The organism is Mammaliicoccus sp. P-M59 (genome assembly GCF_022386135.1).
GTDB classification, from domain to species: Bacteria; Bacillota; Bacilli; order Staphylococcales; family Staphylococcaceae; genus Mammaliicoccus; species Mammaliicoccus sciuri_A.
This window is the reverse complement of sequence record NZ_JAJNJJ010000001.1, coordinates 458,543-481,305: the sequence shown is the minus strand read 5'-3', so window position 1 is coordinate 481,305 and position 22,763 is coordinate 458,543. Positions and strand designations below refer to the sequence as shown.

At 31.0% G+C, this 22,763-nt stretch carries 21 protein-coding genes; 13 read left to right on the top strand and 8 right to left on the bottom strand.

What is annotated here, in order from left to right:
• Positions 1 to 11 precede the first annotated feature (11 nt).
• A complete protein-coding gene (locus tag LQ617_RS02345) occupies positions 12 to 995 on the bottom strand; it encodes a DUF1002 domain-containing protein (protein ID WP_037587942.1) in 984 nt (327 codons plus the stop codon).
• Between the two features lie 101 nt (positions 996 to 1,096).
• Here LQ617_RS02345 and glcT point away from each other — a divergent pair, with 101 nt between their 5' ends.
• From glcT to mprF, 4 genes are all read left to right on the top strand, one after another.
• The gene (gene glcT, locus LQ617_RS02340) at positions 1,097 to 1,933 is read left to right on the top strand and encodes a glucose PTS transporter transcription antiterminator GlcT (protein WP_037587943.1); all 837 of its coding nucleotides are present in this window, start codon (positions 1,097 to 1,099) and stop codon (positions 1,931 to 1,933) included.
• Positions 1,934 to 2,056: 123 nt separating this feature from the next.
• Positions 2,057 to 4,123 carry a glucose-specific PTS transporter subunit IIBC gene (gene ptsG, locus LQ617_RS02335; RefSeq protein ID WP_239739407.1) on the top strand — a complete coding sequence of 689 codons (2,067 nt, stop codon included), beginning with the start codon at positions 2,057 to 2,059 and terminating at the stop codon, positions 4,121 to 4,123.
• A 214-nt stretch (positions 4,124 to 4,337) separates the two neighbouring features.
• Entirely contained in the window at positions 4,338 to 5,492 is a 1,155-nt protein-coding gene (locus LQ617_RS02330; RefSeq protein WP_078099920.1) for an AI-2E family transporter, read from the top strand.
• 121 nt (positions 5,493 to 5,613) lie between these two features.
• Positions 5,614 to 8,139, top strand: coding sequence for a bifunctional lysylphosphatidylglycerol flippase/synthetase MprF (gene mprF, locus LQ617_RS02325; protein ID WP_204188631.1), 2,526 nt, complete (start codon positions 5,614 to 5,616; stop codon positions 8,137 to 8,139).
• A 63-nt stretch (positions 8,140 to 8,202) separates the two neighbouring features.
• On the opposite strand, the gene LQ617_RS02320 is transcribed toward mprF, so the two are convergent.
• Complete coding sequence (locus LQ617_RS02320) at positions 8,203 to 8,766, bottom strand: LysE family translocator (protein ID WP_037587951.1); 564 nt, start codon at positions 8,764 to 8,766, stop codon at positions 8,203 to 8,205.
• Positions 8,767 to 8,859: 93 nt separating this feature from the next.
• Here LQ617_RS02320 and LQ617_RS02315 point away from each other — a divergent pair, with 93 nt between their 5' ends.
• Positions 8,860 to 9,756 carry a LysR family transcriptional regulator gene (locus LQ617_RS02315; protein ID WP_204170084.1) on the top strand — a complete coding sequence of 299 codons (897 nt, stop codon included), beginning with the start codon at positions 8,860 to 8,862 and terminating at the stop codon, positions 9,754 to 9,756.
• Positions 9,756 to 10,139, top strand: coding sequence for a VOC family protein (locus LQ617_RS02310; RefSeq protein WP_107577652.1), 384 nt, complete (start codon positions 9,756 to 9,758; stop codon positions 10,137 to 10,139). The genes LQ617_RS02315 and LQ617_RS02310 overlap by 1 nt, the downstream gene beginning before the upstream one ends.
• A 77-nt stretch (positions 10,140 to 10,216) precedes the next feature.
• Here the strand turns inward: LQ617_RS02310 and LQ617_RS02305 are convergent, their stop codons facing one another.
• Complete coding sequence (locus LQ617_RS02305; protein WP_037587958.1) at positions 10,217 to 10,834, bottom strand: DedA family protein; 618 nt, start codon at positions 10,832 to 10,834, stop codon at positions 10,217 to 10,219.
• Positions 10,835 to 10,927: 93 nt separating this feature from the next.
• Complete coding sequence (gene msrA / locus LQ617_RS02300) at positions 10,928 to 11,428, bottom strand: peptide-methionine (S)-S-oxide reductase MsrA (protein WP_037587960.1); 501 nt, start codon at positions 11,426 to 11,428, stop codon at positions 10,928 to 10,930.
• A gap of 154 nt (positions 11,429 to 11,582) precedes the next feature.
• On the opposite strand from msrA, the gene LQ617_RS02295 reads away from it, so the two are divergent.
• Positions 11,583 to 12,560, top strand: coding sequence for an LCP family protein (locus LQ617_RS02295; protein WP_239739405.1), 978 nt, complete (start codon positions 11,583 to 11,585; stop codon positions 12,558 to 12,560).
• 71 nt (positions 12,561 to 12,631) lie between these two features.
• On the opposite strand, the gene LQ617_RS02290 is transcribed toward LQ617_RS02295, so the two are convergent.
• A complete protein-coding gene (locus tag LQ617_RS02290; protein WP_037560206.1) occupies positions 12,632 to 12,817 on the bottom strand; it encodes a 2-hydroxymuconate tautomerase in 186 nt (61 codons plus the stop codon).
• Positions 12,817 to 13,830, bottom strand: a complete 1,014-nt coding sequence (locus LQ617_RS02285; RefSeq protein WP_239739403.1) for a cation diffusion facilitator family transporter — start codon at positions 13,828 to 13,830, stop codon at positions 12,817 to 12,819. Before LQ617_RS02285 ends, LQ617_RS02290 begins: the two co-directional genes overlap by 1 nt.
• A 394-nt stretch (positions 13,831 to 14,224) precedes the next feature.
• Between LQ617_RS02285 and mqo the strand changes: the two genes are divergently transcribed.
• The 4 genes from mqo to LQ617_RS02265 all read left to right on the top strand — a co-directional run bounded on the left by mqo (position 14,225) and on the right by LQ617_RS02265 (position 18,131).
• Positions 14,225 to 15,709, top strand: coding sequence for a malate dehydrogenase (quinone) (gene mqo, locus LQ617_RS02280; protein WP_239739401.1), 1,485 nt, complete (start codon positions 14,225 to 14,227; stop codon positions 15,707 to 15,709).
• Between the two features lie 128 nt (positions 15,710 to 15,837).
• Complete coding sequence (locus tag LQ617_RS02275) at positions 15,838 to 16,242, top strand: sporulation protein (protein WP_025905962.1); 405 nt, start codon at positions 15,838 to 15,840, stop codon at positions 16,240 to 16,242.
• A gap of 141 nt (positions 16,243 to 16,383) precedes the next feature.
• On the top strand, positions 16,384 to 17,604 hold the full coding sequence (locus tag LQ617_RS02270; protein WP_204170081.1) for a Y-family DNA polymerase: 1,221 nt from the start codon (positions 16,384 to 16,386) through the stop codon (positions 17,602 to 17,604).
• Positions 17,605 to 17,717: 113 nt separating this feature from the next.
• Positions 17,718 to 18,131: a VOC family protein gene (locus LQ617_RS02265; RefSeq protein WP_191092286.1), complete on the top strand. Its 414-nt coding sequence runs from the start codon at positions 17,718 to 17,720 to the stop codon at positions 18,129 to 18,131.
• 58 nt (positions 18,132 to 18,189) lie between these two features.
• Here the strand turns inward: LQ617_RS02265 and LQ617_RS02260 are convergent, their stop codons facing one another.
• Positions 18,190 to 18,897, bottom strand: a complete 708-nt coding sequence (locus tag LQ617_RS02260; RefSeq protein WP_239739399.1) for a GntR family transcriptional regulator — start codon at positions 18,895 to 18,897, stop codon at positions 18,190 to 18,192.
• A gap of 108 nt (positions 18,898 to 19,005) precedes the next feature.
• Positions 19,006 to 20,100, bottom strand: a complete 1,095-nt coding sequence (locus tag LQ617_RS02255) for a tartrate dehydrogenase (RefSeq protein WP_037587972.1) — start codon at positions 20,098 to 20,100, stop codon at positions 19,006 to 19,008.
• Between the two features lie 176 nt (positions 20,101 to 20,276).
• Here LQ617_RS02255 and LQ617_RS02250 point away from each other — a divergent pair, with 176 nt between their 5' ends.
• Entirely contained in the window at positions 20,277 to 21,548 is a 1,272-nt protein-coding gene (locus LQ617_RS02250) for an SLC13 family permease (RefSeq protein WP_239739397.1), read from the top strand.
• A 72-nt stretch (positions 21,549 to 21,620) separates the two neighbouring features.
• On the top strand, positions 21,621 to 22,757 hold the full coding sequence (locus LQ617_RS02245) for a glycerate kinase (RefSeq protein WP_204255065.1): 1,137 nt from the start codon (positions 21,621 to 21,623) through the stop codon (positions 22,755 to 22,757).
• The last annotated feature ends 6 nt before the right edge of the window (positions 22,758 to 22,763 follow it).

Genomic DNA, 22,763 nt, shown 5'->3' with positions numbered 1-22,763 from the left:
GCGTTTTCAATTTATTTAAATAAGTTTGCAATTGAATTGAAGATATCTTTGATGGCATTTACGATTTTATCCCAGAAACCTTCGTCTTGAAGTTTGTCTTTAATATCGTTACCTAAGTCTTCTGCTTTTTTCTTTGCATCTTTAAATTCATCTGATTTAACTAAATCATTAACATAATCTTTTGAGTTATTAATAAAGTCTTTTGCATTTTCACCGCTAAAGACACCGTCTTTTTGTGCTTTATCAATAACATTAACAATCATATTAATTTGGTTATCATTAATAACATTTGTTAAACCATTGTCTTCAATCTTCTGATTGACGATATTTGTGATTTCATTGATTGTTACATTACCAGATTTTTCAGCTACAGCTTGTTTAGATTCTGCAATTGTTTTGTTTAATTGTGATTGAGAAAAACCTTCTTGACCTTTATTTTCTTCAGTAATTTGGTTAATTGTAGATAATTCTTCTTGAGCGACTTGTGTTCTGCTTGAATCTACTTCTTCACCTTGTTCTTCAAATGCTTTGTATACACCAGCTAAGGCACTTTCGCCAGTTACATCTTCACTTGATGCAATTGTAACATCTGCATCTTGAATACCTGCTGTCATTAAAGCATTTTTATATGTGTCTTTAGTTACTTTTGTAATTTGACCTTGGTCTTGATTGATCGTTAAGTTAAGACCACTGCCTTTAGAAGTCTTTGTAATACGGATACTTGATTTTAAGACATCATTTGATGATTGCATATTTAAGTATTTATTTAAGTCATCAGCCGTAACGTAAGTTGTCTTGTCACTGTTTTTAGTGCCTAATAAGTTAGAAGTTGTATCTTTAGCACTTGAATTGTTTTGTAATGCTGCACCATAAACAGTAACGGCATTATCCCAAGCCTCTTCAGTTACCGCATGGGCTTGATGTTTCGGATATAAAATTGTAGATAATAATAAAACAGCAAGAACACTTATTATATATAGTTTCGTCTTTTTCATATGTTTGCACATCCTCGTATTTATTGATATAAAATATATCTATCATTATATTATCATCAAATGTATAATATGTAATAGGTCTTCAGAATGAGGTTTTAGATATGGGAAAATACATTATCGAAAAAGCATTAAACAATAATGTGTTAGTTGCTAATTATTATGATAAAGAAGTTATATTAGTTGGTAAGGGGATTGGTTTCGGAAAAAAACAAGGTGAAGAAATTAATACAGATTTAATCGAAAAGGTATATTTATTAGAATCTGAAAATGATAAAAATAAATATAAGCAATTATTAGATGGTACTAATGATGAAGTGTTTAATATCGTATTAGAAGTTGTAAATGGTATCGATAAACAGTTAGGTGGAAGTGTTAGTGAAAAGACATTAATATCTTTAACAGACCATATGTTATTTGCGATCAAGCGTATTAAAGAAGGTATACATGTTCATAATCCTTTTTTAAAAGAGACTGAACTGCTTTATCCGAGAGAATATCAAATAGCAGAAAAAGCTGTTAAAGCATTAAATGAAAAATTAAACTTACAGTTTATTGAATCAGAAGCTGGATTTATTGCATTACATATCCACTCTGCTGAAGTAAACCATTCAATTCATGATATACACAATATAAAAGCGATTATTCAAAAAGCAATCATTATAATAGAAGAAGGCCTAGAAGTTGATATTAACAAAAATAGTATTAATTATAGTCGTTTTGTTCGGCACCTTCACTTTGCGATTCAAAGAGTATTGGCAGATGAACGAATTCCAGATGCAACTAATATCGAAACACTATTGAAAGCGCAATATCCATTGTGCTATAATATTTCTGTAAAGATAGTGAAGATGATGCAAACACAGTTGAAGAAGCCGGTATATCAATCTGAATTGGCATATTTAACGATGCATATTCAACACTTTAATAATAACTTATAAATTGCGTGTTACTGATACGATCAGGCATGAGCAAATAGACTTTACCGTAATGGTAAGTTTCTTTGCTCATGCCTTTTTTCATGCCGTGATTTATAAAGTTAAACAATTAGGAGGGTATTAATTATGTTTAAAAAGTTCTTTGGACAATTGCAACGTATTGGTAAAGCATTAATGTTACCAGTTGCGATTTTACCAGCAGCAGGTATTTTACTTGCGTTTGGTAATGCAATGCAAAACGATCAATTCGTTGAAATTGCACCTTGGTTAAAATCTGATGTTATTGTCATGATAGCTTCAGTAATGGAATCATCAGGTCAAATTATCTTTGATAATTTACCATTACTTTTCGCACTCGGGACAGCATTAGGTTTAGCTGGAGGAGATGGTGTTGCAGCATTAGCAGCATTAGTTGGTTACCTTATTATGAATACAACAATGGGTGTTGTTAAAGGTATTTCAATTGATGATATTTATAGCTACGCTGAAGGCGCTAAAACTTTAGGACAAACTGCTAAAGATCCAGCAAACGCATTAGTTCTTGGTATTCCAACACTTCAAACAGGGGTGTTTGGTGGTATTATAATGGGTGCTCTTGCAGCATGGTGTTACAACAAATATTATAATATCAACTTACCACCATTCTTAGGATTCTTTGCTGGTAAAAGATTTGTACCAATTATCACATCTGTAGTTGCAATTATTGCAGGTATTATTCTTTCATTTGCATGGCCACCAATTCAAGATGGCTTAAATAACTTATCTACATTCTTATTAGATAAGAACTTAGCTTTAACGACATTTATATTTGGTATTATTGAACGTGCTTTAATTCCATTTGGATTGCATCACATTTTCTACTCACCATTCTGGTTCGAATTTGGTAACTATGTAAATTCTGCTGGTGAATTAGTTCGTGGTGACCAAAGAATATTCATGGCACAAGTTAAAGACGGTGTACCATTTACAGCTGGTGCATTCACAACTGGTAAATATCCATTTATGATGTTTGGTTTACCAGCTGCAGCATATGCAATCTATCGTCAAGCTCGTCCAGAGCGTAAAAAAGTTGTCGGTGGTTTAATGTTATCTGCAGGTTTAACATCATTCCTAACAGGTATTACTGAACCATTAGAATTCTCATTCTTATTCGTAGCACCAATATTATACGGTATTCATGTTATTTTAGCAGGTACATCATTCTTAGTGATGCATCTTCTACATATCCAAATCGGTATGACATTCTCTGGTGGATTTATCGATTACGTTTTATACGGATTATTAAACTGGGATCGTACTAATGCACTACTTGTTATTCCAGTAGGTATTATTTATGCGTTAGTTTATTACTTCTTATTCACATTTGCGATTAAGAAATTTAACTTAAAAACACCTGGTCGTGAAGATAAAGAATCTGAAACACGCAACAGTTCAGTAGCTGAACTTCCATTCGATGTATTAGATGCAATGGGTGGTAAAGAAAACATCAAACATTTAGATGCATGTATTACGCGTTTACGTGTTGAAGTATTAAATAAATCTGAAGTAAACAAAGATGAACTGAAAAGTTTAGGTGCTTCAGGTGTACTTGAAGTTGGTAATAATATTCAAGCTATTTTCGGACCTAAATCAGATCAAATTAAACACGATATGGCACGTATCATTTCAGGAGAAATTACAAAACCTGATGAAACAACTGTTACTGAAGAAGGCGATCAAGAAAGTGCAACTATTTTAGCTGAAGGTGGCGCAACAATTTATGCACCTATTAAAGGTGAGGTTGTTAACATCTCTGAAGTACCAGATAAAGTATTCTCTGAAAAAATGATGGGTGATGGCGTTGCAATTATTCCTGAAACTGGTGAAGTAGTTGCACCATTTGATGGTAAATTGAAAATGACATTCCCAACAAAACATGCAATCGGTTTAGAATCTAATGACGGTGTTGAATTATTAATCCACTTTGGTTTAGAAACAGTTAAATTAGAAGGTAAAGGATTTGAAATTTTAGCGGAAGCTGATACAGATATCGTTAAAGGTCAACCGTTAATGAAAGTAGATTTAGACTTCATTAAAGAAAATGCTGATAGTACTGTTACACCAATTGTTGTTACTAATCTTGGTGATGCTTCATTAGAAGTATTAACAACAGGTTCAGTTGAACAAGGCGATAAAATATTAGTCGTTAAATAAGACTTTTATGTTTTAGAAGATACACCTTCATGGTGTATCTTCTTTTTATATATTAAAAAAACGATTATAATATTATTATGTAGACTATAATTGTAAATTTTTGTTTTTAAAGTGAAACGATTAGGGTATAATAGATTATAAATCTTTAAGAGGAGGGCTTATTTTGGAAAAAGAAAAGCATTCCAATAATTCTTTAAATAAAACAACACGTTTTATGCAGTTTTTCGGTGGACGTGATATTTATTTCATTTTAGGATTATTGATTTTGATAGGGTTAACAATATTTATTTTCCAACATGTTTCATTTATATTTGAACCTATCGTTACGATTACGACAACTTTAATTGGCCCAATTATTGTTGCGTTTGTTGCATTCTATTTGTTTAATCCTTTAATTAATTTTATGGAAAGGTTTAACATCTCTAGATTATGGGGGATCATCATATTATTATGTGTAATTATCGCAGCATTTACACTAATTGTGACGTTATTAATACCTGTTGTGCAACATCAAGTTGAGAGTTTATCTAAAAATTTACCTACATATTTCGATGAATTTAGTGATAAATTAAAAGAGCTTTCTCAAAATTCATTTGTAGCGGATTACTATACACAAGCTCAAAATTGGTTCCAACAAAACTTTAGTGATATTCCAAAGAAAATATCTAATTCAGTAGGGGATTTCAGTAATAAGTTCCAATCATTTGTATCTACAATTACACATGTTGTTGTGATCATTATTACATTCCCATTTGTATTATTCTTCTTACTTAAAGATGGTGCGAAGTTTAGAAATTACTTTATTAGATTAATGCCACCAAAATTCAGAAAAGATACACACGATTTAATTGATAAAATGAACGTTCAAGTTGGTTCTTATATTCAAGGTCAAATGATTGTTGCTTTCTGTATTGGTGTATTACTATTTATTGGTTATTCAATCATTGGATTAGACTATGCACTAACTTTAGCAAGTATTGCTGCTGTGACAAGTGTTGTACCATATTTAGGACCAATAATTGCGATTTCACCAGCAATTATTTTAGCGGCAATTGATTCACCAATTATGTTATTGAAACTTGCAATCGTTTGGGCTGCAGTTCAATTTTTAGAAGGACATTTTATTTCGCCAAATATTATGGGGAAAACAATGCAAATTCATCCTTTAACAATTATCTTTGTATTGTTATGTGCAGGTAATTTAGCAGGTATACTTGGTGTTATTTTAGGTATTCCAGCATACGCTATTATTAAAGTAGCTGTGACACATCTCTTCACATTATTTAAACGTCGTTATAATAAATATTATCAAGATGACTCAGGTCCATACGAGTTTAAAGATGAAGAAGTTGTATACGAAAAAGAATAAACTATAAATATAGACTGCCTTTAACTTTTGAAGCTTAATGGCAGTCTTTTATTAAACATTTTAATTTATATATTTATATGGTATTATTTGGGAGTATTACAAAATTAAAGAAGGTTGGAATATGAGACTATTAAATCGAAAGAAAATTTTGCCAGTATTAAAGGCTTTATTTATATGTATCGTATTATGCATCGTTGTATTTGTATTGCATAATGAATTAGGGAAAATCGACTTTAAAAAGACAATCGTTCTTTTTAGAGAAATGAATACTTTTTATTTTGTAGGTATCATTATATTAGGTGTACTTTCCGTTTCTGTTTTATCATTATATGACATGATGTTAAAGCAATCTTTAAAGATCAGTTTGCCGATACACAAAGTACTATCTATTAGTTATATTATCAATACATTTAACAGTATTTTAGGCTTTGGTGGCTTAATAGGTGCTGGTTTAAGAATTTACTCTTATAGAAATGACGTTGAAGATAAGAAAGATTTAGTTAAAAGTGTTTCATTATTATTGTTATCCATGTTAAGTGGTTTAAGTTTATTATGTGCACTTATTGTATTTCGTGTTTTTAATGCGGATGCATTACTAGCTGATATTTCATGGGCTAAAATTGTCATTTATATTGGCAGTTTGTTTCTTCCATTATTTATAGTTGTGTCGTATTTAAAACCTTCTATAAGTCGAGATAGATTGCTTGGATTTAAATTTACAATTGTATCTGCACTCGAATGGATCGCGGCGAGCTACTTATTATTTGTTATTTTAAAAGCATTACATATTCACGTAGACTTCGCACACTTAGTCGGTATATTTGTCGTTGCAGCCTTATCAGGGTTAATTAGTATGATACCTGGGGGCTTTGGTGCGTTTGATTTAGTGATCTTATTAGGTATTAAGTCACTTGGCGTACCTGAAGAAAAAGTATTATTAGCGTTGTTACTTTATCGAGTTGCTTATTATTTCTTCCCATTTATAATCGCACTTGGTTTATCTACATTTGAATTTGGTAGTATTGCTAAAAAATATATCGAAGAAAGTAAATTCTATACACCAGCTGTTGATACAACATCGTTTATCAAGTCTGTGCAAAGTGACTTTATGAACAAAGTACCAACATTAGCACTAGGGCTATTATCTGGTATTACAGGATTTGTTCTTTATTTTAATCACATTTTAATTTTATATGATGCTATTTATTCACATCATTATACTTTTTATTCAATTTTATTAGCATTACATACAGCATCTACACTTATGTTACTGATTTGCGCGAAAGGCGTTATGTCTGGTACGATGCGTTCTATACTCATGAGCATTATTTCCGTCATCGTAATGTTAGTTGTATCCATATTAACGAATAGCACAATCATTGCATTTTTATGGCTAGCGATACTTTTAGTATTATTATTTATCGGCTACAAAAATGCACTTGTTGTCAAAAAGATTGTGACACCTATGAAAATAGTTTTAAGTGGTGTATTAATATTAACAATGTTTATTTTCAATAGAATTGTCACTAAAAATTATTTGAATTTATATCCACATGAAGTTACGAAATTTGATAAATATGCTGTTTTTACAATGTTCTTAATTGCTCTTGCGATATTATGTTTAATCGGTATGTGCATAACCTATATTCTTTCAAAAAGATTCCAAAAAAGTTTGTATACAAATGCTACATATGAAACGATACAGAACATTATCGATCAAAATCAAGGTTCTTATGTGAGTCACTTAGCATTTACAGGAGATAAATCATTTTATGTTAATAAAGATGAAGATGTCTTTATTATGTATCGACATAAGATGAATGCAGTTATCGTGTTAGGTGATCCAGTCGGTAACTCAGATAAATATCATGAAGTATTAAAAGAATTTTATGATCAAATGCATTTTTTAGGCCATGATATTATTTTCTATCAAGTACAAAGTAAATTACTATCTTTATATCATGATTACGGAAATGTCTTTTTCAAATTAGGAGAAGAAGCGCTCATAGACCTCGAAACATTCAGTTTATCTGGTAAGAAAAAACGTGGTATGCGTGCAACACATAATAAAATGGCATCAGAAGGCTATCAATTTGAAATCATAGAAGCACCGTATACACAAGATGACATCGATATGTTGAAATCTATTAGTGACGGCTGGTTAGGTGATAAGAGAGAAATGAGCTTCTCAGTTGGATCATTTGATGAAGATTATTTAAATAAAGCACCAATTGCAGTTATAAGAAATGATAATAAAGAAATAGTAGGTTTCTGTTCATTAATGTATACGAACTATAATGAATCCATATCCGTAGATCTAATTAGATGGAACAAGGAAGTAGAACTACCGATGATGGATGCTTTATATATCCATATGTTATTATGGGCACAAGAACAAGGCTATAAACAATTTAATATGGGAATGGCTACATTATCCAATGTAGGGCATAATCAATATGCATATTTAAGAGAAAAATTTGCAGCAAAAGTATTTGAAAATATGAATGGATTATATAGTTTTCAAGGATTACGAAATTATAAACAAAAATTTTATCCAGAATGGGAACCAAGATATTTAGTATATCGTAAATATAGTTCGCTATTATGGAATTTAATAAGAGTATCTTTAACAATTAATCATAAATAAAACAGACTGAGGCATAACACAATGTCTCAGTCTGTTTTTTTATTTTAACCTCACTTTTATTCATTAATAAAAAATGCTTAATGCGGAATAAAGGATTAATAATGACATAACAGTATTAAATATATAATGATATTTATTGAGATATCTTTTTAAATAGTGTCCTAATACGCCCCATACAATAAGGCAAGCCCAACCAATAATAATTGTTAATACCATATATATAAATGGTTTGTTATTAGAATTAGGGATAATAAAGACACCTAGTAACGTGATGTAAAATAATAATGTTTTCATATTTAAAATTTGTAATAAAAATCCTGCTTTAAAAGTAGAATATACATCACCAATTTCATCGTTTTTACTAGCAGTAAACGTTTTATAGGATAGATACAATAAATATACAAATCCAAATATTTTCAGTGTTTGTTCAACTGCTTCTATATATTCTTCAAATAAGTATAAACAAATAGAAGCTAAAATAGCTAAAAATAAAAAACCTGCTAATATACCAAGTATAAATTTTTTTGCACCTAATAAACCATGTTTTTTTGTAGAATTCATAATAAAAATATTACTTGGACCTGGCGTAATAGATGTTACAAAAACATAAATTAAAAACGCAGACATGTTCTTCACCTCTATATAAATTTTAATGTCTTTTTGGTTATAAGTGAAATTAATGTTATTATTAATACATTAATAAAATTAATAGGTGATTGAATGAATATAAAGCAGTTAAAGATTTTAAAGACACTTATAGAAACGAAGAGTTATACAAGAACAGCAGAAATACTAAACTATACGCAATCAAATGTATCTCAACAAATTAATCAGTTGGAAGCAGAATTGAAAAATGAATTATTTATATACTCAAATAAAAAATTGATTGAAAGTGAGTTTCTTTTAAAAATATTACCTTTAGTTAATGACTATATTTCGACACACGATCAAATTATTAAATTATCGAACGAGGACATGTCTCATAAATTAAAAATAGCAGCACCCGAATCACTAGTTACAACAGGATTAAGTGAAGTTATAAAAATATTTTTAGAAAAATTTCCAAATACAGAATTTGATTTGCTTAATAATACTTGTAGTAAAAATCAAGCATTACTTATGAATGGTGAAGTAGATATAGCTTTTGTGATCAATACTGGAATCCAAAATAATGCAATAAAAAAACATAAATTAAGTGATGATGAAATTGTTATTGTGGCACATCATTCTGCTCCAGATACATTAGATGAGTTGTTAAGTAGTAAACGGTATAATCATTTTGTAATAAACGAAAAAGACAGTACTTATCGCACGATGTTTGAAGATTTTTTAAGTAGTAATTTAAAGGAAGTTTCTAAAACAACAGAATTATGGAGTATAGATGCAATTAAGACATTTTTAATAGATGATATGGGATTTAGTGTATTGCCATATAGAACTGTTGAGAAAGAATTAAATTCAAATAAGCTGAAAATCATAGAGGGAAATGATCAATTTCCTACTTTTTATTCATTCGCTTTAACAAGGAAGAAAAATTGGGATAACAATCTCATTGATTTATTTGTTCAAGAAGCAAAAATATATATGGGAAGAAATATGAAAAAGGAGGAGAAATAATGAAAATAGAAGGAATCGATCATATTGTTTTGACTGTTTCTAATATTGAAAAGACATTGGATTTTTATAGCAACATATTAGGAATGGAAATTATTGAATTTGGGGAAAATAGAAAAGCTTTAAAGTTTGGGAATCAAAAAATTAACTTGCATAGCGAACATAATATCATTAAACCTAGCGCTCATAACCCAATGGCAGGTTCAGCTGATATATGTTTAATAACTAAAACTAGTATTGAAGAAGTTGTATCTCATTTAAATAATCATAACGTTAACATTGAGTTAGGGCCAATCGATAAAGTTGGTGCCCTTGGTGAAATCAATTCTGTTTATTTAAGAGATCCTGATAATAATTTAATCGAAATTTCAAACTATAAAAACTAAAAATACATATTTATAGAATACAAAAAACTTTCATAACCAATCCATAAAAAAGGGGTTATGAAAGTTTTATTTTTTATTTAATTAACACGTGTTTCTTTAATGCGTTTATACCATAAGTATAAGACGTACAGTACTGCTATTGCGATAATCACGATAAACACTTTAGAATACATACCTACATATACGAGAATTTGATGCCAGTGATTACCAAGCATTTTACCGAGCATAATTAGAAATATATTCCACATACCTGTACCGATTGCTGTTAAAAGTATAAATACGGGTAAGTTCATTTTAGTTATACCAGCAGGTAATGAAATGAGCGTTCTGACGATTGGGATAAAGCGTCCTAAAAAGATAGCCCAATGTCCATATTTATCTAACCATTGAATGGTCTTATCTAAGTCTTGTGTTTTGATACCTATATATTTGCCTCGTTTATGTATAAATTTATATAAACGTTCTTCTCCTATAAATGCACCAATACTGTATAATACAAGTGCTCCGAGTACGGCTCCTAAAATTGTAAGTAAACATACAATTATGATATTCAACTCTGACTGTGATGTCATGAAGCCTGCAAATGTTAATATGATTTCAGAAGGGAAGGGGTGTATAACATATTCTAAAAATACGAGTATGAAGACACCGATATATCCATAATGCGTCATAAAATCAGTAATCCATTGTTCCATAATGTTCTCCTTTTATATCTTAAATACTGATAGATGTTATATAAAAATAACAGTATAGCATAATTGTATACGATACTGTTATGCTATACTTGTTTATTTTAAACTTTGTCTAATTGTTTGTTCTTCTTGATATCTTTCAGGATTCTTCTTATAGAAATCTTGATGATAATCTTCAGCTTTATAAAAAGGCTTATATGGTAATAGTTTTGTAACGACTGATTTTCCCTCTGGTAATTCTTTATTGAGTTGTTCGATATATTGTTCAGCAAGTTTCTTCTGATCATCATTTGTATAGAAAATAGCTGTTTCGTATTGCGTACCTCTGTCTTGGAATTGTCCATGAGCATCAGTAGGGTCAATAATTGCAAAATATATTTCTAGCAGTCTATTATATGAGAATAAAGCTACATCATATTGGATTTCGACAACTTCATAATGTCCGGTATCACCCTTTTTTACTTCTTCGTATGTTGGATTTTCAGTTGTTCCACCCATATAACCTGAAGTCACTTTATCTATTCCTTCATATTGGTCAAATGGCTTAACCATACACCAAAAGCATCCTCCTGCAAAATACGCTTTATTCATATTCATGATATTTTTACCATCCTTTATTCAGTCTCAAGTCTTATTTTTAAGTTAGCTTTGCAATTTTTCTTGATTTTTAGTATATAAATTGGTTAACTTAATGTATGAGTTTCATTATAATATAATTAGATTCAATTTTGAAGATAAAAGGTTGGTAACAATGACTTCGCATAATCAATCAGAAACTGAAGATAATCGTCAAACGAATATACCTATAAGAAGAAAAAAGCGTAGAATTAAAAAAAGACCTTTTATTTTCTTAGGTATCATCTTACTTTTAATTGGACTTGGATTTTACATTAATGCTTCTTATAAATCTGGTTTGAAAGTTTCATCAGATAACGGTAAAAAGCAACAATTACATAAATTCAATAGTACAACGCGGAATGATGGTAAAGTAAATGTGCTCGTATTAGGTGAGGACCGCAAAGTAGATAATTCACAACCTAGAACAGACTCAATTATGATTGTTCAATACGATTACTTGAAAAAAGATCTCAAAATTGTATCTGTCATGAGAGATATTTATTCAGAAATCCCAGGTGGCTATCGTAATTATAAGATTAATACTGCATATTCATTAGGCGGACCTGAATTATTACGTAAGACATTGAAGAAGAACCTTGATATTGATCCGGAATACTATGCAATTATCGATTTTGATGGATTTGAAGAAATGGTCGATGAAATTGCACCTAAAGGCGTTCCAATCGATGTTGAAAAAGATATGTCTGCAAAAATTGGTGTTACTTTAAAACAAGGGCAACATAATTTAAACGGGAAAGAATTATTAGGTTATGCGCGCTTTAGACACGATGAAGAAGGTGACTTTGGTCGTGTTAGAAGACAACAACAAGTTATGACTGCACTAAAATCAGAATTGATGAGTGTAGATTCAGTTGTTAAAGCACCTAAATTAGCTGGTATTGCTAGAGGTTATGTTAATACCAATTTAGATGATCAAACTATTTACAAAACGGGAGCTAGCTTCTTAGCTAGAGGCGATAAAGATATTAAGACGTTAACAGTCCCTGTTAAAGGTTCTTATACAAATGAGAATGATATTGAAAATGGGGCAGTATTAAAAATCGACAAAGAAAAAAATAAAGAAGCAATTAAGAAATTTCTTAACGATTAATCATTAAGGAAACTAAAAAAGCAATAAATGGTCACTTTGACCATTTATTGCTTTTTATATTGATATAGTTCTTATGAATCAGATTTACGAGTACCAGCAACACCGTAGTGTTCAGGTTTCATTTCTTCAATAATGACATGAATATTTTCTTTTGGTGCTTTTGCATTTTGATGAACAGCTTCTGTAACATCTTTTACAAGACCTTTCAATTGTTCATCAGATCTACCTTCAATTAATTTAATGTTTACGATTGGCATTATAAACGCTCCTTATTATATTGAATATTTGCTGAAGGACCACTATCTCCATTCCAGTCTGTTTGACCGTCATCTTCTATGAATTCAATGTTCACATCTTCAACATGAGATAAGTCTAACAATTTTAATATAATCCGTTTTCTGATATCTGACAACTCTTTAAGTGTATAATTGTGATTAACTTCTAATAAACATTCTATATGAAGTGCTTCTCCTTCTTTAATAACAGCGAGTCTTTTAATATCACTAATTGCTTTATCATCTAATATGACACGTGAAGCATGTATTTCAGATTCATGATCTGCAATACCAAGAACGCCTTGAGCATTTTCAATGAAGATAATACCCACAACGATAAACATCATCACACCAATGATGACTGAAGCAATACCTTCTAACATACCCAATCCTGTTAATCTTGCGATAACGATTGAAAGAACGGCAATAATACCACCACCAGTTGCAACAGTATCTTCCATGAATACTAATTTTGTTGCAGGTTTAGCTTTACCAATCATTAAATAACTTTTAGTAAATGGTGTCAGTAATCCTTTACTGCTTTCACCAGCTTCTTCCAAGATTTCTTTACCAGCTTTTCTTAAAACACTACCTTCTAAAATAATACCGATAGCTAGAACAGCGATATTAATCCAGAAGAATAATATTGGTCCATCAGTTTCATTGGGATGGACAATATGGCGAAATCCTTCTTTAACTGTCTCATAAGATAAAATACCTACAATAATAACAGCTATTAAACAGACGAGGTTAATTAATCTTCCGTATCCAAGTGGAAACTTCTCATTTGGACTTCTCTTAGAAAATGCTGATCCTAAAAATACGAAAAGTTGGTTTGCTGCATCACCGAAAGAGTGCATCATTTCAGCAAACATCGCGATGTTTCCTGTAAAGATAAAAGCGAATAACTTTAAACAACCTAAAATAAAGTTAACAATTGCAGCAGAAAGCGAAGACTTGCTTCCTTTTTTAAGTAAATTAATGAAAGCTTTCATAAAAAACTCCTTTAAAATATTTTTGTTTTGATTATACCACTATAATACCCAAATTTTTTATAATATAAGTATTTTTATGTAAATATCATAATAATATTATGTAAACTATAAATGTTAATAGAATTTTTTTAAACCTTCATTTAGGGAATGTGTTATACTATTTATATAGATATATTAATTAAGTTATACTAATTCTCGACTATTTTAATGTAACTTAATAATAAAATTAACTTATTACACATTGTGCACTTGTTGTCACTTTTTAAATGAAAGTATAAGGTTTATAATAGTAGTAATACATAGATTAATTCATACAAATTATTCATTTGTATATTTTTTATGGACATATATTTAGTCGAAATGGTTAATATTGAAAGGGGCTCTGTAGTTAATTATGAATGCTTTACATAAGAAAACAGATGTAATATTAATTGGTGGAGGCATTATGAGTGCTACTTTAGGTACAATGCTTAAAGAATTATCACCAAACTTAGAAATTAAATTATTTGAAAAATTATCAAAACCTGCTGAAGAAAGTTCTAACGAATGGAATAACGCGGGAACTGGTCATTCAGCATTATGTGAATTGAATTATACTAAAGAAGAGGCGGATGGTTCAGTTAATATTGATAAAGCAATTCAAATAAATGAACAATTTCAATTATCAAAGCAATTTTGGACATATTTAGTAAACAAAGGTAGTTTAACAGATCCACAATCATTTATTCGTCCTGTACCACATATGAGTTTTGTGTATGGAGACAAAAATGTACAATTTTTGAAAAATAGATGTGATGCATTATCAAAAAATCCATTATTCAATGGTATGACGTTTACAGATAATTTTGAAACGTTAAAGCATTGGATGCCACTTATGATGGAAGGGCGTTCTAAAGATGAAAGAATTGCCGCAACTAAAATTGAATCTGGTACGGATGTAAACTTTGGGAATTTAACGCGCTCATTATTAAGTGACTTAAAAGACCAAGGTGTTGAGTTAAATTATAATCATTCTGTTCAGAATATTCGAAGAAATGAAGACAATTCATGGCAATTAAAGATCTATAATGCCGAAACTAAAAAGGTCGAATATCACAATACTCAATTTGTGTTTATCGGTGCTGGTGGCGGTAGTTTACCACTTTTACAAAAGACAGGCATTAAGGAAGCTTCTAATATTGGAGGTTTCCCAGTTAGTGGTTTATTTATGGTAAGTAATAACGAAGAAATTATTGCTAAACATGATGCTAAAGTATACGGTAAAGCAAAAGTTGGTGCGCCACCAATGTCTGTGCCGCATCTAGATACTAGATATATTGAAGGTAAACGTTCATTATTATTTGGACCATTTGCTGGATTCTCACCTAAATTCTTGAAAACTGGCTCTAACTTAGATTTATTTGGCTCAGTGAAACCGAATAATATCTTTACGATGTTATCAGCTGGTTTAAAAGAAATGGGATTAACGAAATATTTAGTAGAACAAGTCTTATTGTCAGATGAAAAGCGTTTAGAAGAACTAAAAGAATTTATACCGACTGCTAAGTTAGAAGATTGGGATATCGTAATTGCTGGTCAACGTGTACAAGTCATTAAAGATACAAAAGAAGGCGGAAAGGGTACATTACAATTTGGTACTGAACTTGTAACAAGTGAAGATGGCTCTATTTCTGCATTATTAGGTGCCTCTCCAGGTGCTTCTACTGCTGTACATGTTATGTTGCAGTTACTTGAAAAATGTTTCCCTAATGAATTTGTAAACTGGGAAGATAAAATTAAACAAATGATTCCTTCATTTAGAACAAATTTATCTGATAATCCAGATTTATTTAATGAAATTAATACATCTACATCGAAAGCTTTAGGATTATATAAGTAAGTTTATGTTGAAAATTGACGTTTGTTAAAAAATATCAATTATAATTAAAAAAATCCTCTTTAATCACTTTAAATTTTAGTTTAATCGAGTTAAACTATCTTTAATGAAGATTAAGGGGGATTTGTATTATGTTTGAAAAGTTACTTACCTCTATAGGTGTCGGTAATCTAACAATCGATACGCGTTTAGAAAAAATGACTTTTAATGAAGAAGAGCCCATAAAAGGTAAAGTAATATTTAAAGGCGGTTCATGTGATTTAGAAGTTAAATATATTGAATTGTCACTTATTGAACGCGTCAATAATCAAAATGAGGATAGTGATTTTTCGGAATTTGATTATGAATTGCATAAGCATAAAGTTAATCAATCCTTCTTGATTAAGAAGAAAGACCATCAAGAATACGAATTTGAATTTAAATTAGAACAAATTGAATTCAAAGGCGAGCCAGAAGAAATATTTTTAAAGACACATGTTCATATTGATCAGTCAATTGGCGCTGACGACGAAGAAAAATTAAGTATAGTACGATAATTTATATTGCAGTCCTATAAAGTTGACCTATAAGAGGTTAATCTTTGTAGGACTTTTTTATTTAGATAAATAAATCTCTTGAAATAGAACATGTGTTCGTATATAATGATAATACAAACAAATGTTCTGGGAGGTGATGTGATGTACAATTACAGTGATTTCCAAGAGAGATATATTTTATGTTTAAGTCATCATAATTTTTTTGCAAATGTGTCGTCTGTTTCAAAAGGTATTAACCCCAATGAATATAAATTGGCTGTTATTTCCGATACGAAAAGGCAAGGTGCCATCGTTATTTCAGCTACTGAGCCATTACAAGAATTAGGAATCAAGACCGGTTCACGTCTATTTGAAATACCACACAGAAATGATATCTTTATCATTAATCCAAATATGAAACAATATATAAACTATGCAAATGCTATTTATAAAGTATTGCTTAATTATGTACATGCAGTTGATATCCAACAACATCGTGTAGACGAAATTTTTATTGATGTGACAGATTATTATAAACAGTATTGTGATAGTCCAAGTGAATTTGCTGCTATTATCCGAGCTGAAATTGAACAAGAAACACAATTGAATTGTCATATAGGTATTGGACCGAATATGTTGCTGAGCAAGTTGGCTTTAGATAACGAGTCTTACCAACATGATCAATCAATTGGAGTATTAAATTATAGCGATATAAGAGATAGAGTGTGGTCGATACATCCATTGCATAAAGTGTGGGGGATAAATGATCGATTAGAAAAGGAATTAAATGAGCTTGGTTTATATACTGTTGGAGATTTAGCACGCTATCCAGTTAATAAATTAACACAATTATATGGAACGATGGGTAAGGAATTGAATTTAATCAGCAATGGAATAGATACTAATACTGTACGAGAAGCACATAGTATTTATAATCCGAACATTAAATGTGAAGTCGCACTTGAGAAACAATACCAATATTATGAGATGAAAGAAATCATTCTTCAACAAGTGGAACGTTTAACAAAGCAATTAAGATCTAGAAATTTATTAGTTAAGACAATTGCTTTTTCACTCAAAAGTAATGCCAATACAATCTCTAAAACTTATACTTTAAAAGATGGCACGAATATTACGATGGATATATTTAGAGTAATCTGGAGTTTTACAGAACAATTATGTGATAAACATGAGAAGTATTCAGCATTAAATATTTCACTTACGCAACTCGTTCCAGAACGAGCTCGTGAACTGAATTTATTTATAGATACATTTGAGCGAGAACGTGATGAAGCATTAGCATTGCTTTCTAATGAAATGAGTGTCAATAACACATATAGTAGACAAAAAGAAAGTAATTATCATCTAGTTAATCATAAGTGAAATATAATAAATAATCATTTTGTGTTTAAAACGTAAATTTTATTAACATTTGACAAACTCTTTGCACATTTATATACTTATTTTGATTAACAATCAAATATGGGGAGTGGTGCATGGTGATTAAACAAGTTACACCTTATCTTTACTTTAACGGAACTTGCGAAGAAGCGTTAGCGTTTTATAGTGAAGCATTAGATGGAAGCGTAAGAGAATCACAAACTTATGGTGACGCAGGTGTAGATGCCTCCGAAGATCCTAATAGAATTATACATGCACAATTAGAAGTTAATGGTCATTTATTTATGTTTTCTGATATACCAAATGACGATGATTCACTTCATAAGAATCACAATATATATGTTGTTTTAGAATTTGAAACAGAAGAACAAATTAATGAAGTTTATAATATCTTTAAAGAAGGTGGACAAGTTCAAATGGAACTTGGACAAACTTTCTGGGGTCAGACATATGCAAAAGTAATAGATAAATTTGGTATAGGTTGGGATTTAACTTATACTCATCAATAAAATAAAGTATAAAGAAAAACCATAAACAATTTTTGAGTAAAGTTTATGGTTTTTTAATCTAGTCATTTAATGAATGAACAATTTCTCCCCACGCTCTTTTTCTGTGAGATTGCATAGCTAATCGTGCTGCATGCTTATCCTTAGCTTCAATACATGCAATAATTGCTTTATGTTCAACGATAGATTGATATGGAACAGGACGATCATTGATTGTGAATAATCTAGCTCTAAATAATTGGTCTGCATGAATATTAATAACGCTACTTAAGCGTGTATTATTTGCAAAACTAATTAAATCTGCATGGAATTGATCATCTAATATCGACCATTCGTATAAATTATTTTGTTCAAGTTGTTCTTGTTGTAATTCTATTAAATGCTTTAAATGTGCTATATTTTCTTCTGTCACTTTAGTTGTCGCTAATTCTACTGCCAAACCATCTAATGTTTCAGTAATTTCATAGATTTCCTTCAAATCATGCTTTTTTATCGGATTGATATGAAAGCCACGCCTCGGAATTAAGGTCAGTAATCCTTCAGTTTGTAGTCTCACTAACGCCTCTCTAACAGGTGTGCGACTCATTTCTAAAGCTTCAGCAATTTCTCTTTCTAAAATTGTTTGACCTGGCTCAAGTATTAAATTTTTAATCGCAATACGTAATATATTATAAGCACGAATAGGTAATCGCTGTTCATCTAACTGTTTAGCGATGTCTAGAAGTTTTCCTTTTAAAGAATCATACTCAATTTGATGCTCTTCTGACATGTCGTATCCTCCTCATTCAAATAATAAAAAATACACGTCTTTCTTAAAATGAGTTTCTCTCATTATAACAGAAAGACGTGCTGTTATATAAAATGATTACGAATAAAATTATTGCTTCACATTTGAATGTAAGTTCTCAATAATTGAATCTGCCATTTCTTTAGTTGTTGTATTGCCACCAATGTCTATTGTAAGTGCGCCAGAACCAGTCGCTTTCTTAATAGCTTCATTGACTTGATTTGCTTCTTCTTTTAATCCTAAATGATCTAACATTAATGCTGCACTACCAATAGCTCCAATAGGGTTTGCGATACCTTTACCAGCAATATCTGGTGCAGAACCATGAACTGATTCAAACATACTTGGATAACGACGATCTGGATTTAAGTTTGCACTTGCTGCAATACCTAAACTACCTGCTAATGCACTACCTAAGTCAGATAAAATATCTGCTAATAAGTTAGATGCAACTACGACTTCTAAATCTTCTGGATGTAACACAAAGTGTGCCGCCATAGCATCAACTAACCATTGATCAGTTTCCACATCAGGATATTCTTTGCTCACGCGCTTAAATACATCATCCCATAATACCATCCCATATTGTTGCGCATTACTTTTAGTAACACTTGTTACTTTTTTACGTTTACGTTTTCTTGCAGTTTCAAAAGCATATCTAATAACACGTTCACAGCCTTTTTCTGTAAATAGAGATGACTGAACAGCTACTTCATTTCCTTCACCTCTACCAGTAAAGTTACGACCACCAACACCTGAATATTCACCTTCAGAATTTTCACGGATGAGTACCCAATTTAAAGATTCAACATCAGGATGATTTAATTTACTTTCAACACCTGGTAAAAATTCAACTGGACGAATATTAGCCCACTGGTCAAATCCTTGGCATATTGCAATTCTCAATCCCCATAAGCTAATGTGATCGGGAACATTTGGGAACCCAACAGCACCAAAGTATATAGCATCATAGTCTTTTAATGTTTCTAGTCCATCTTCAGCCATCATGCGACCATTTTCTAAATAATACTCACAACCCCAAGGGAAGTAATCAAAATCAAATGAAAATTGATTATTGGATTGCTCTGCTAAATGATCTAATACACGAACCCCTTCGTTAATAACTTCTTTACCAATACCATCACCTGGAATGACAGCAATTTTAAATGTTTTTTGTTGTGACATGATAAATAACCTCCTGTTTCTTTGTGATACATCCATTATTAAATAATGTATACGTTAATGTCAACATATAACTTAAAAAGAAAAATATTTCACTAAATTATTGACTTAATGTATACGTTAATGTACGATGATTGAAATGAAAACGCTATCAAATTTTGGAATAAGGGGTGTTTAGTATGGATAGTTCAATAATTACTTTAATATTTTTAGTATTTGCAATAGTTATGTTCGCTTGGGAAAAGATACCGTTAGCAGTAACTGCGATGATCGTCGCAATTGGATTAGTCATTACAGGCGTACTTAAACCTGAAGAAGCTTTTGCAGGATTCGTTGATAGTAACGTACTATTATTTATGGCTATGTTTATTGTTGGTGGCGCGTTTTTCGAGACAGGAATGGCTCAAAAAATAGGGGGAATCTTCACAAAATTTGCTAAAACTGAAAGACAATTAATTATTTCTGTAATGTTAATAACTGGTTTAATGTCAGGGGTACTTTCTAATACAGGTACTGCAGCAGTTTTAATACCAGTTGTAATTGGTATTGCAGCAAAATCCGGTTTTTCAAGATCTACTTTACTATTACCATTAGTTTTTGCAGCTGCAATGGGTGGTAACTTAAGTTTAATTGGTGCACCTGGTAACATGATTGCACAATCAGCGCTTAAACAAATAGGTGATGGATTTGGATTTTTTGAATATGCAAAAGTAGGATTACCAATTCTGATTATCGGTATATTATATTTCACTTTAATTGGACATAAATTATTACCTAAAAGAGAAGAAGTCGATCTTGAAGAAGATTCAATATATGCACAGGAAGTTGATTATTCAAAGGTTCCAAAATGGAAACAAGTTATGTCTTTAGGCGTATTGATTTTAACCGTTATTGCAATGATTTTTGAACAGCAAATAGGTATTGCGTTACATGTTTCTGCATGGATCGGTGCTTTAGTATTAATAGCGACGAGAGTTATTCCTGAGAAAAAGGCAATGAGATCAATTGATATGAATACGATACTATTATTTGTAGGTTCACTTGCTTTAGCAAATGCTATTCAAGTATCTGGTGCAGGAAAGGTGATAGCCAGTTCATTAATGAGTACATTAGGTAAAGACCCATCACCGTATGTATTATTATTTGTTATACTCGTGTTATCTGCTACTATGACGAATTTTATGTCTAACACAGCAACAACTGCATTATTAGTTCCGATTAGTATTTCTATAGCAAATGGTATGGGAGCTGATCCTAGCGCTGTATTAATGGCGACTGTAATCGGTGGTTCACTAGCATTTGCAACACCAATTGGTATGCCTGCCAATACAATGGTTTATGGTCTTGGTGGATTTAAGTTTAAAGACTATGCTATAGCGGGTATCCCACTAATTATTTTATCTATCATTGTTTCAATGATTCTATTACCAATATTCTTCCCATTTTATTAATTAAATCTGTTAATTTTATAATTTTTCTGTAACATATAAATAGAACGAAATCTTAAGAAGGTGGCGTTATTCATGAAAGTATTAATTGCACCAGATTCCTTTAAAGGTAGTATAGATGCACTCAGTGCTGCGCAAGCGATAGAACGTGGCATTTTAACAGTAGATCCTGAAACTAAAACGTTTCTTCTTCCAATGGCAGATGGTGGAGAAGGTACGATGATTAATTTAGTGCAAGCAACTAAAGGAACAGTAATTGAAGTTAATAGTATAGATCCATTATCAAGACCAATACAATCAAGTTATGGTATAACTGGCGATGGAAAGACAGCTATTATCGAACTAGCAACAAGTTCAGGGATTGATTTACTAAAACAAGAAGAACTTAATCCATTACATACGACCACTTATGGAACAGGCTTACTTATTAAAGATGCCATTGAAAAAGGTATTAAACATTTTATTGTATGCTTGGGTGGAAGTGCTACAAATGATGCGGGAATTGGTTTGTTACAAGCATTAGGTTATCAATTTTTAGATAAAAATGGAGTAGATATACCTTTAGGTGCAGAACATATTCATAACATTGTTACGATAGATGAATCAAATGTGATGCCACAAATACATGATGTGAAATTTGAAATTGCTTGCGATGTGACGAATCCATTCGTTGGTAAACAAGGGGCGAGTTATATATTTGGTCCTCAAAAAGGTGCAACTCCAGAAATCGTTGAAAGGCTAGATCAATCATTTATTCATTTTGCAGATGTTATTAAGACAATTAAAGGCAAAGTAATAAGCAATATAGAAGGTGCTGGCGCTGCAGGTGGAACAGCAGGTGGCATGTTAGCGTTCTTAAATGCAGAATTAAAAAGAGGTATCGAACTTGTAGTAGATTTTGTGAATTTTAAAGATATTATTAAAGAAAATAAAATAGACTTGATTATCACTGGTGAAGGTAAAATTGATGGTCAAACTTCTGGTGGTAAAGTCATATCAGGAATTGCACAAATTGCAAAATCTTATCAAATACCTGTTATTGCAATTGGTGGTACGGTTGAGAGTCCTTTATCAGCACTTCATGAACAAGGTTTAACTGCGGCTTTTAGTATTACTAATGGTCCTATGTCTTTAGAAGAAGCTATGAATAATGGTGATAAACTCATTGAACAACAAACTGAACAAATTTTTAGAGCGCTTAAATGGAAATAATGAAAA

What these genes read in the sequence shown, in the direction of transcription:
- LQ617_RS02250 (WP_239739397.1), top strand. Translation starts at nt 20,277, where the DNA reads ATGGATAGTTCAATAATTACTTTAATATTTTTAGTATTTGCAATAGTT.
- LQ617_RS02310 (WP_107577652.1), top strand. Translation starts at nt 9,756, where the DNA reads ATGAAAATAGAAGGAATCGATCATATTGTTTTGACTGTTTCTAATATT.
- LQ617_RS02275 (WP_025905962.1), top strand. Translation starts at nt 15,838, where the DNA reads ATGTTTGAAAAGTTACTTACCTCTATAGGTGTCGGTAATCTAACAATC.
- LQ617_RS02320 (WP_037587951.1), bottom strand. Translation starts at nt 8,766, where the DNA reads ATGTCTGCGTTTTTAATTTATGTTTTTGTAACATCTATTACGCCAGGT.
- LQ617_RS02330 (WP_078099920.1), top strand. Translation starts at nt 4,338, where the DNA reads ATGCAGTTTTTCGGTGGACGTGATATTTATTTCATTTTAGGATTATTG.
- LQ617_RS02290 (WP_037560206.1), bottom strand. Translation starts at nt 12,817, where the DNA reads ATGCCAATCGTAAACATTAAATTAATTGAAGGTAGATCTGATGAACAA.
- LQ617_RS02285 (WP_239739403.1), bottom strand. Translation starts at nt 13,830, where the DNA reads ATGAAAGCTTTCATTAATTTACTTAAAAAAGGAAGCAAGTCTTCGCTT.
- glcT (WP_037587943.1), top strand. Translation starts at nt 1,097, where the DNA reads ATGGGAAAATACATTATCGAAAAAGCATTAAACAATAATGTGTTAGTT.
- LQ617_RS02270 (WP_204170081.1), top strand. Translation starts at nt 16,384, where the DNA reads ATGTACAATTACAGTGATTTCCAAGAGAGATATATTTTATGTTTAAGT.
- LQ617_RS02260 (WP_239739399.1), bottom strand. Translation starts at nt 18,897, where the DNA reads ATGTCAGAAGAGCATCAAATTGAGTATGATTCTTTAAAAGGAAAACTT.
- mprF (WP_204188631.1), top strand. Translation starts at nt 5,614, where the DNA reads ATGAGACTATTAAATCGAAAGAAAATTTTGCCAGTATTAAAGGCTTTA.
- mqo (WP_239739401.1), top strand. Translation starts at nt 14,225, where the DNA reads ATGAATGCTTTACATAAGAAAACAGATGTAATATTAATTGGTGGAGGC.
- ptsG (WP_239739407.1), top strand. Translation starts at nt 2,057, where the DNA reads ATGTTTAAAAAGTTCTTTGGACAATTGCAACGTATTGGTAAAGCATTA.
- LQ617_RS02305 (WP_037587958.1), bottom strand. Translation starts at nt 10,834, where the DNA reads ATGGAACAATGGATTACTGATTTTATGACGCATTATGGATATATCGGT.
- msrA (WP_037587960.1), bottom strand. Translation starts at nt 11,428, where the DNA reads ATGAATATGAATAAAGCGTATTTTGCAGGAGGATGCTTTTGGTGTATG.
- LQ617_RS02255 (WP_037587972.1), bottom strand. Translation starts at nt 20,100, where the DNA reads ATGTCACAACAAAAAACATTTAAAATTGCTGTCATTCCAGGTGATGGT.
- LQ617_RS02245 (WP_204255065.1), top strand. Translation starts at nt 21,621, where the DNA reads ATGAAAGTATTAATTGCACCAGATTCCTTTAAAGGTAGTATAGATGCA.
- LQ617_RS02315 (WP_204170084.1), top strand. Translation starts at nt 8,860, where the DNA reads ATGAATATAAAGCAGTTAAAGATTTTAAAGACACTTATAGAAACGAAG.
- LQ617_RS02295 (WP_239739405.1), top strand. Translation starts at nt 11,583, where the DNA reads ATGACTTCGCATAATCAATCAGAAACTGAAGATAATCGTCAAACGAAT.
- LQ617_RS02265 (WP_191092286.1), top strand. Translation starts at nt 17,718, where the DNA reads ATGGTGATTAAACAAGTTACACCTTATCTTTACTTTAACGGAACTTGC.
- LQ617_RS02345 (WP_037587942.1), bottom strand. Translation starts at nt 995, where the DNA reads ATGAAAAAGACGAAACTATATATAATAAGTGTTCTTGCTGTTTTATTA.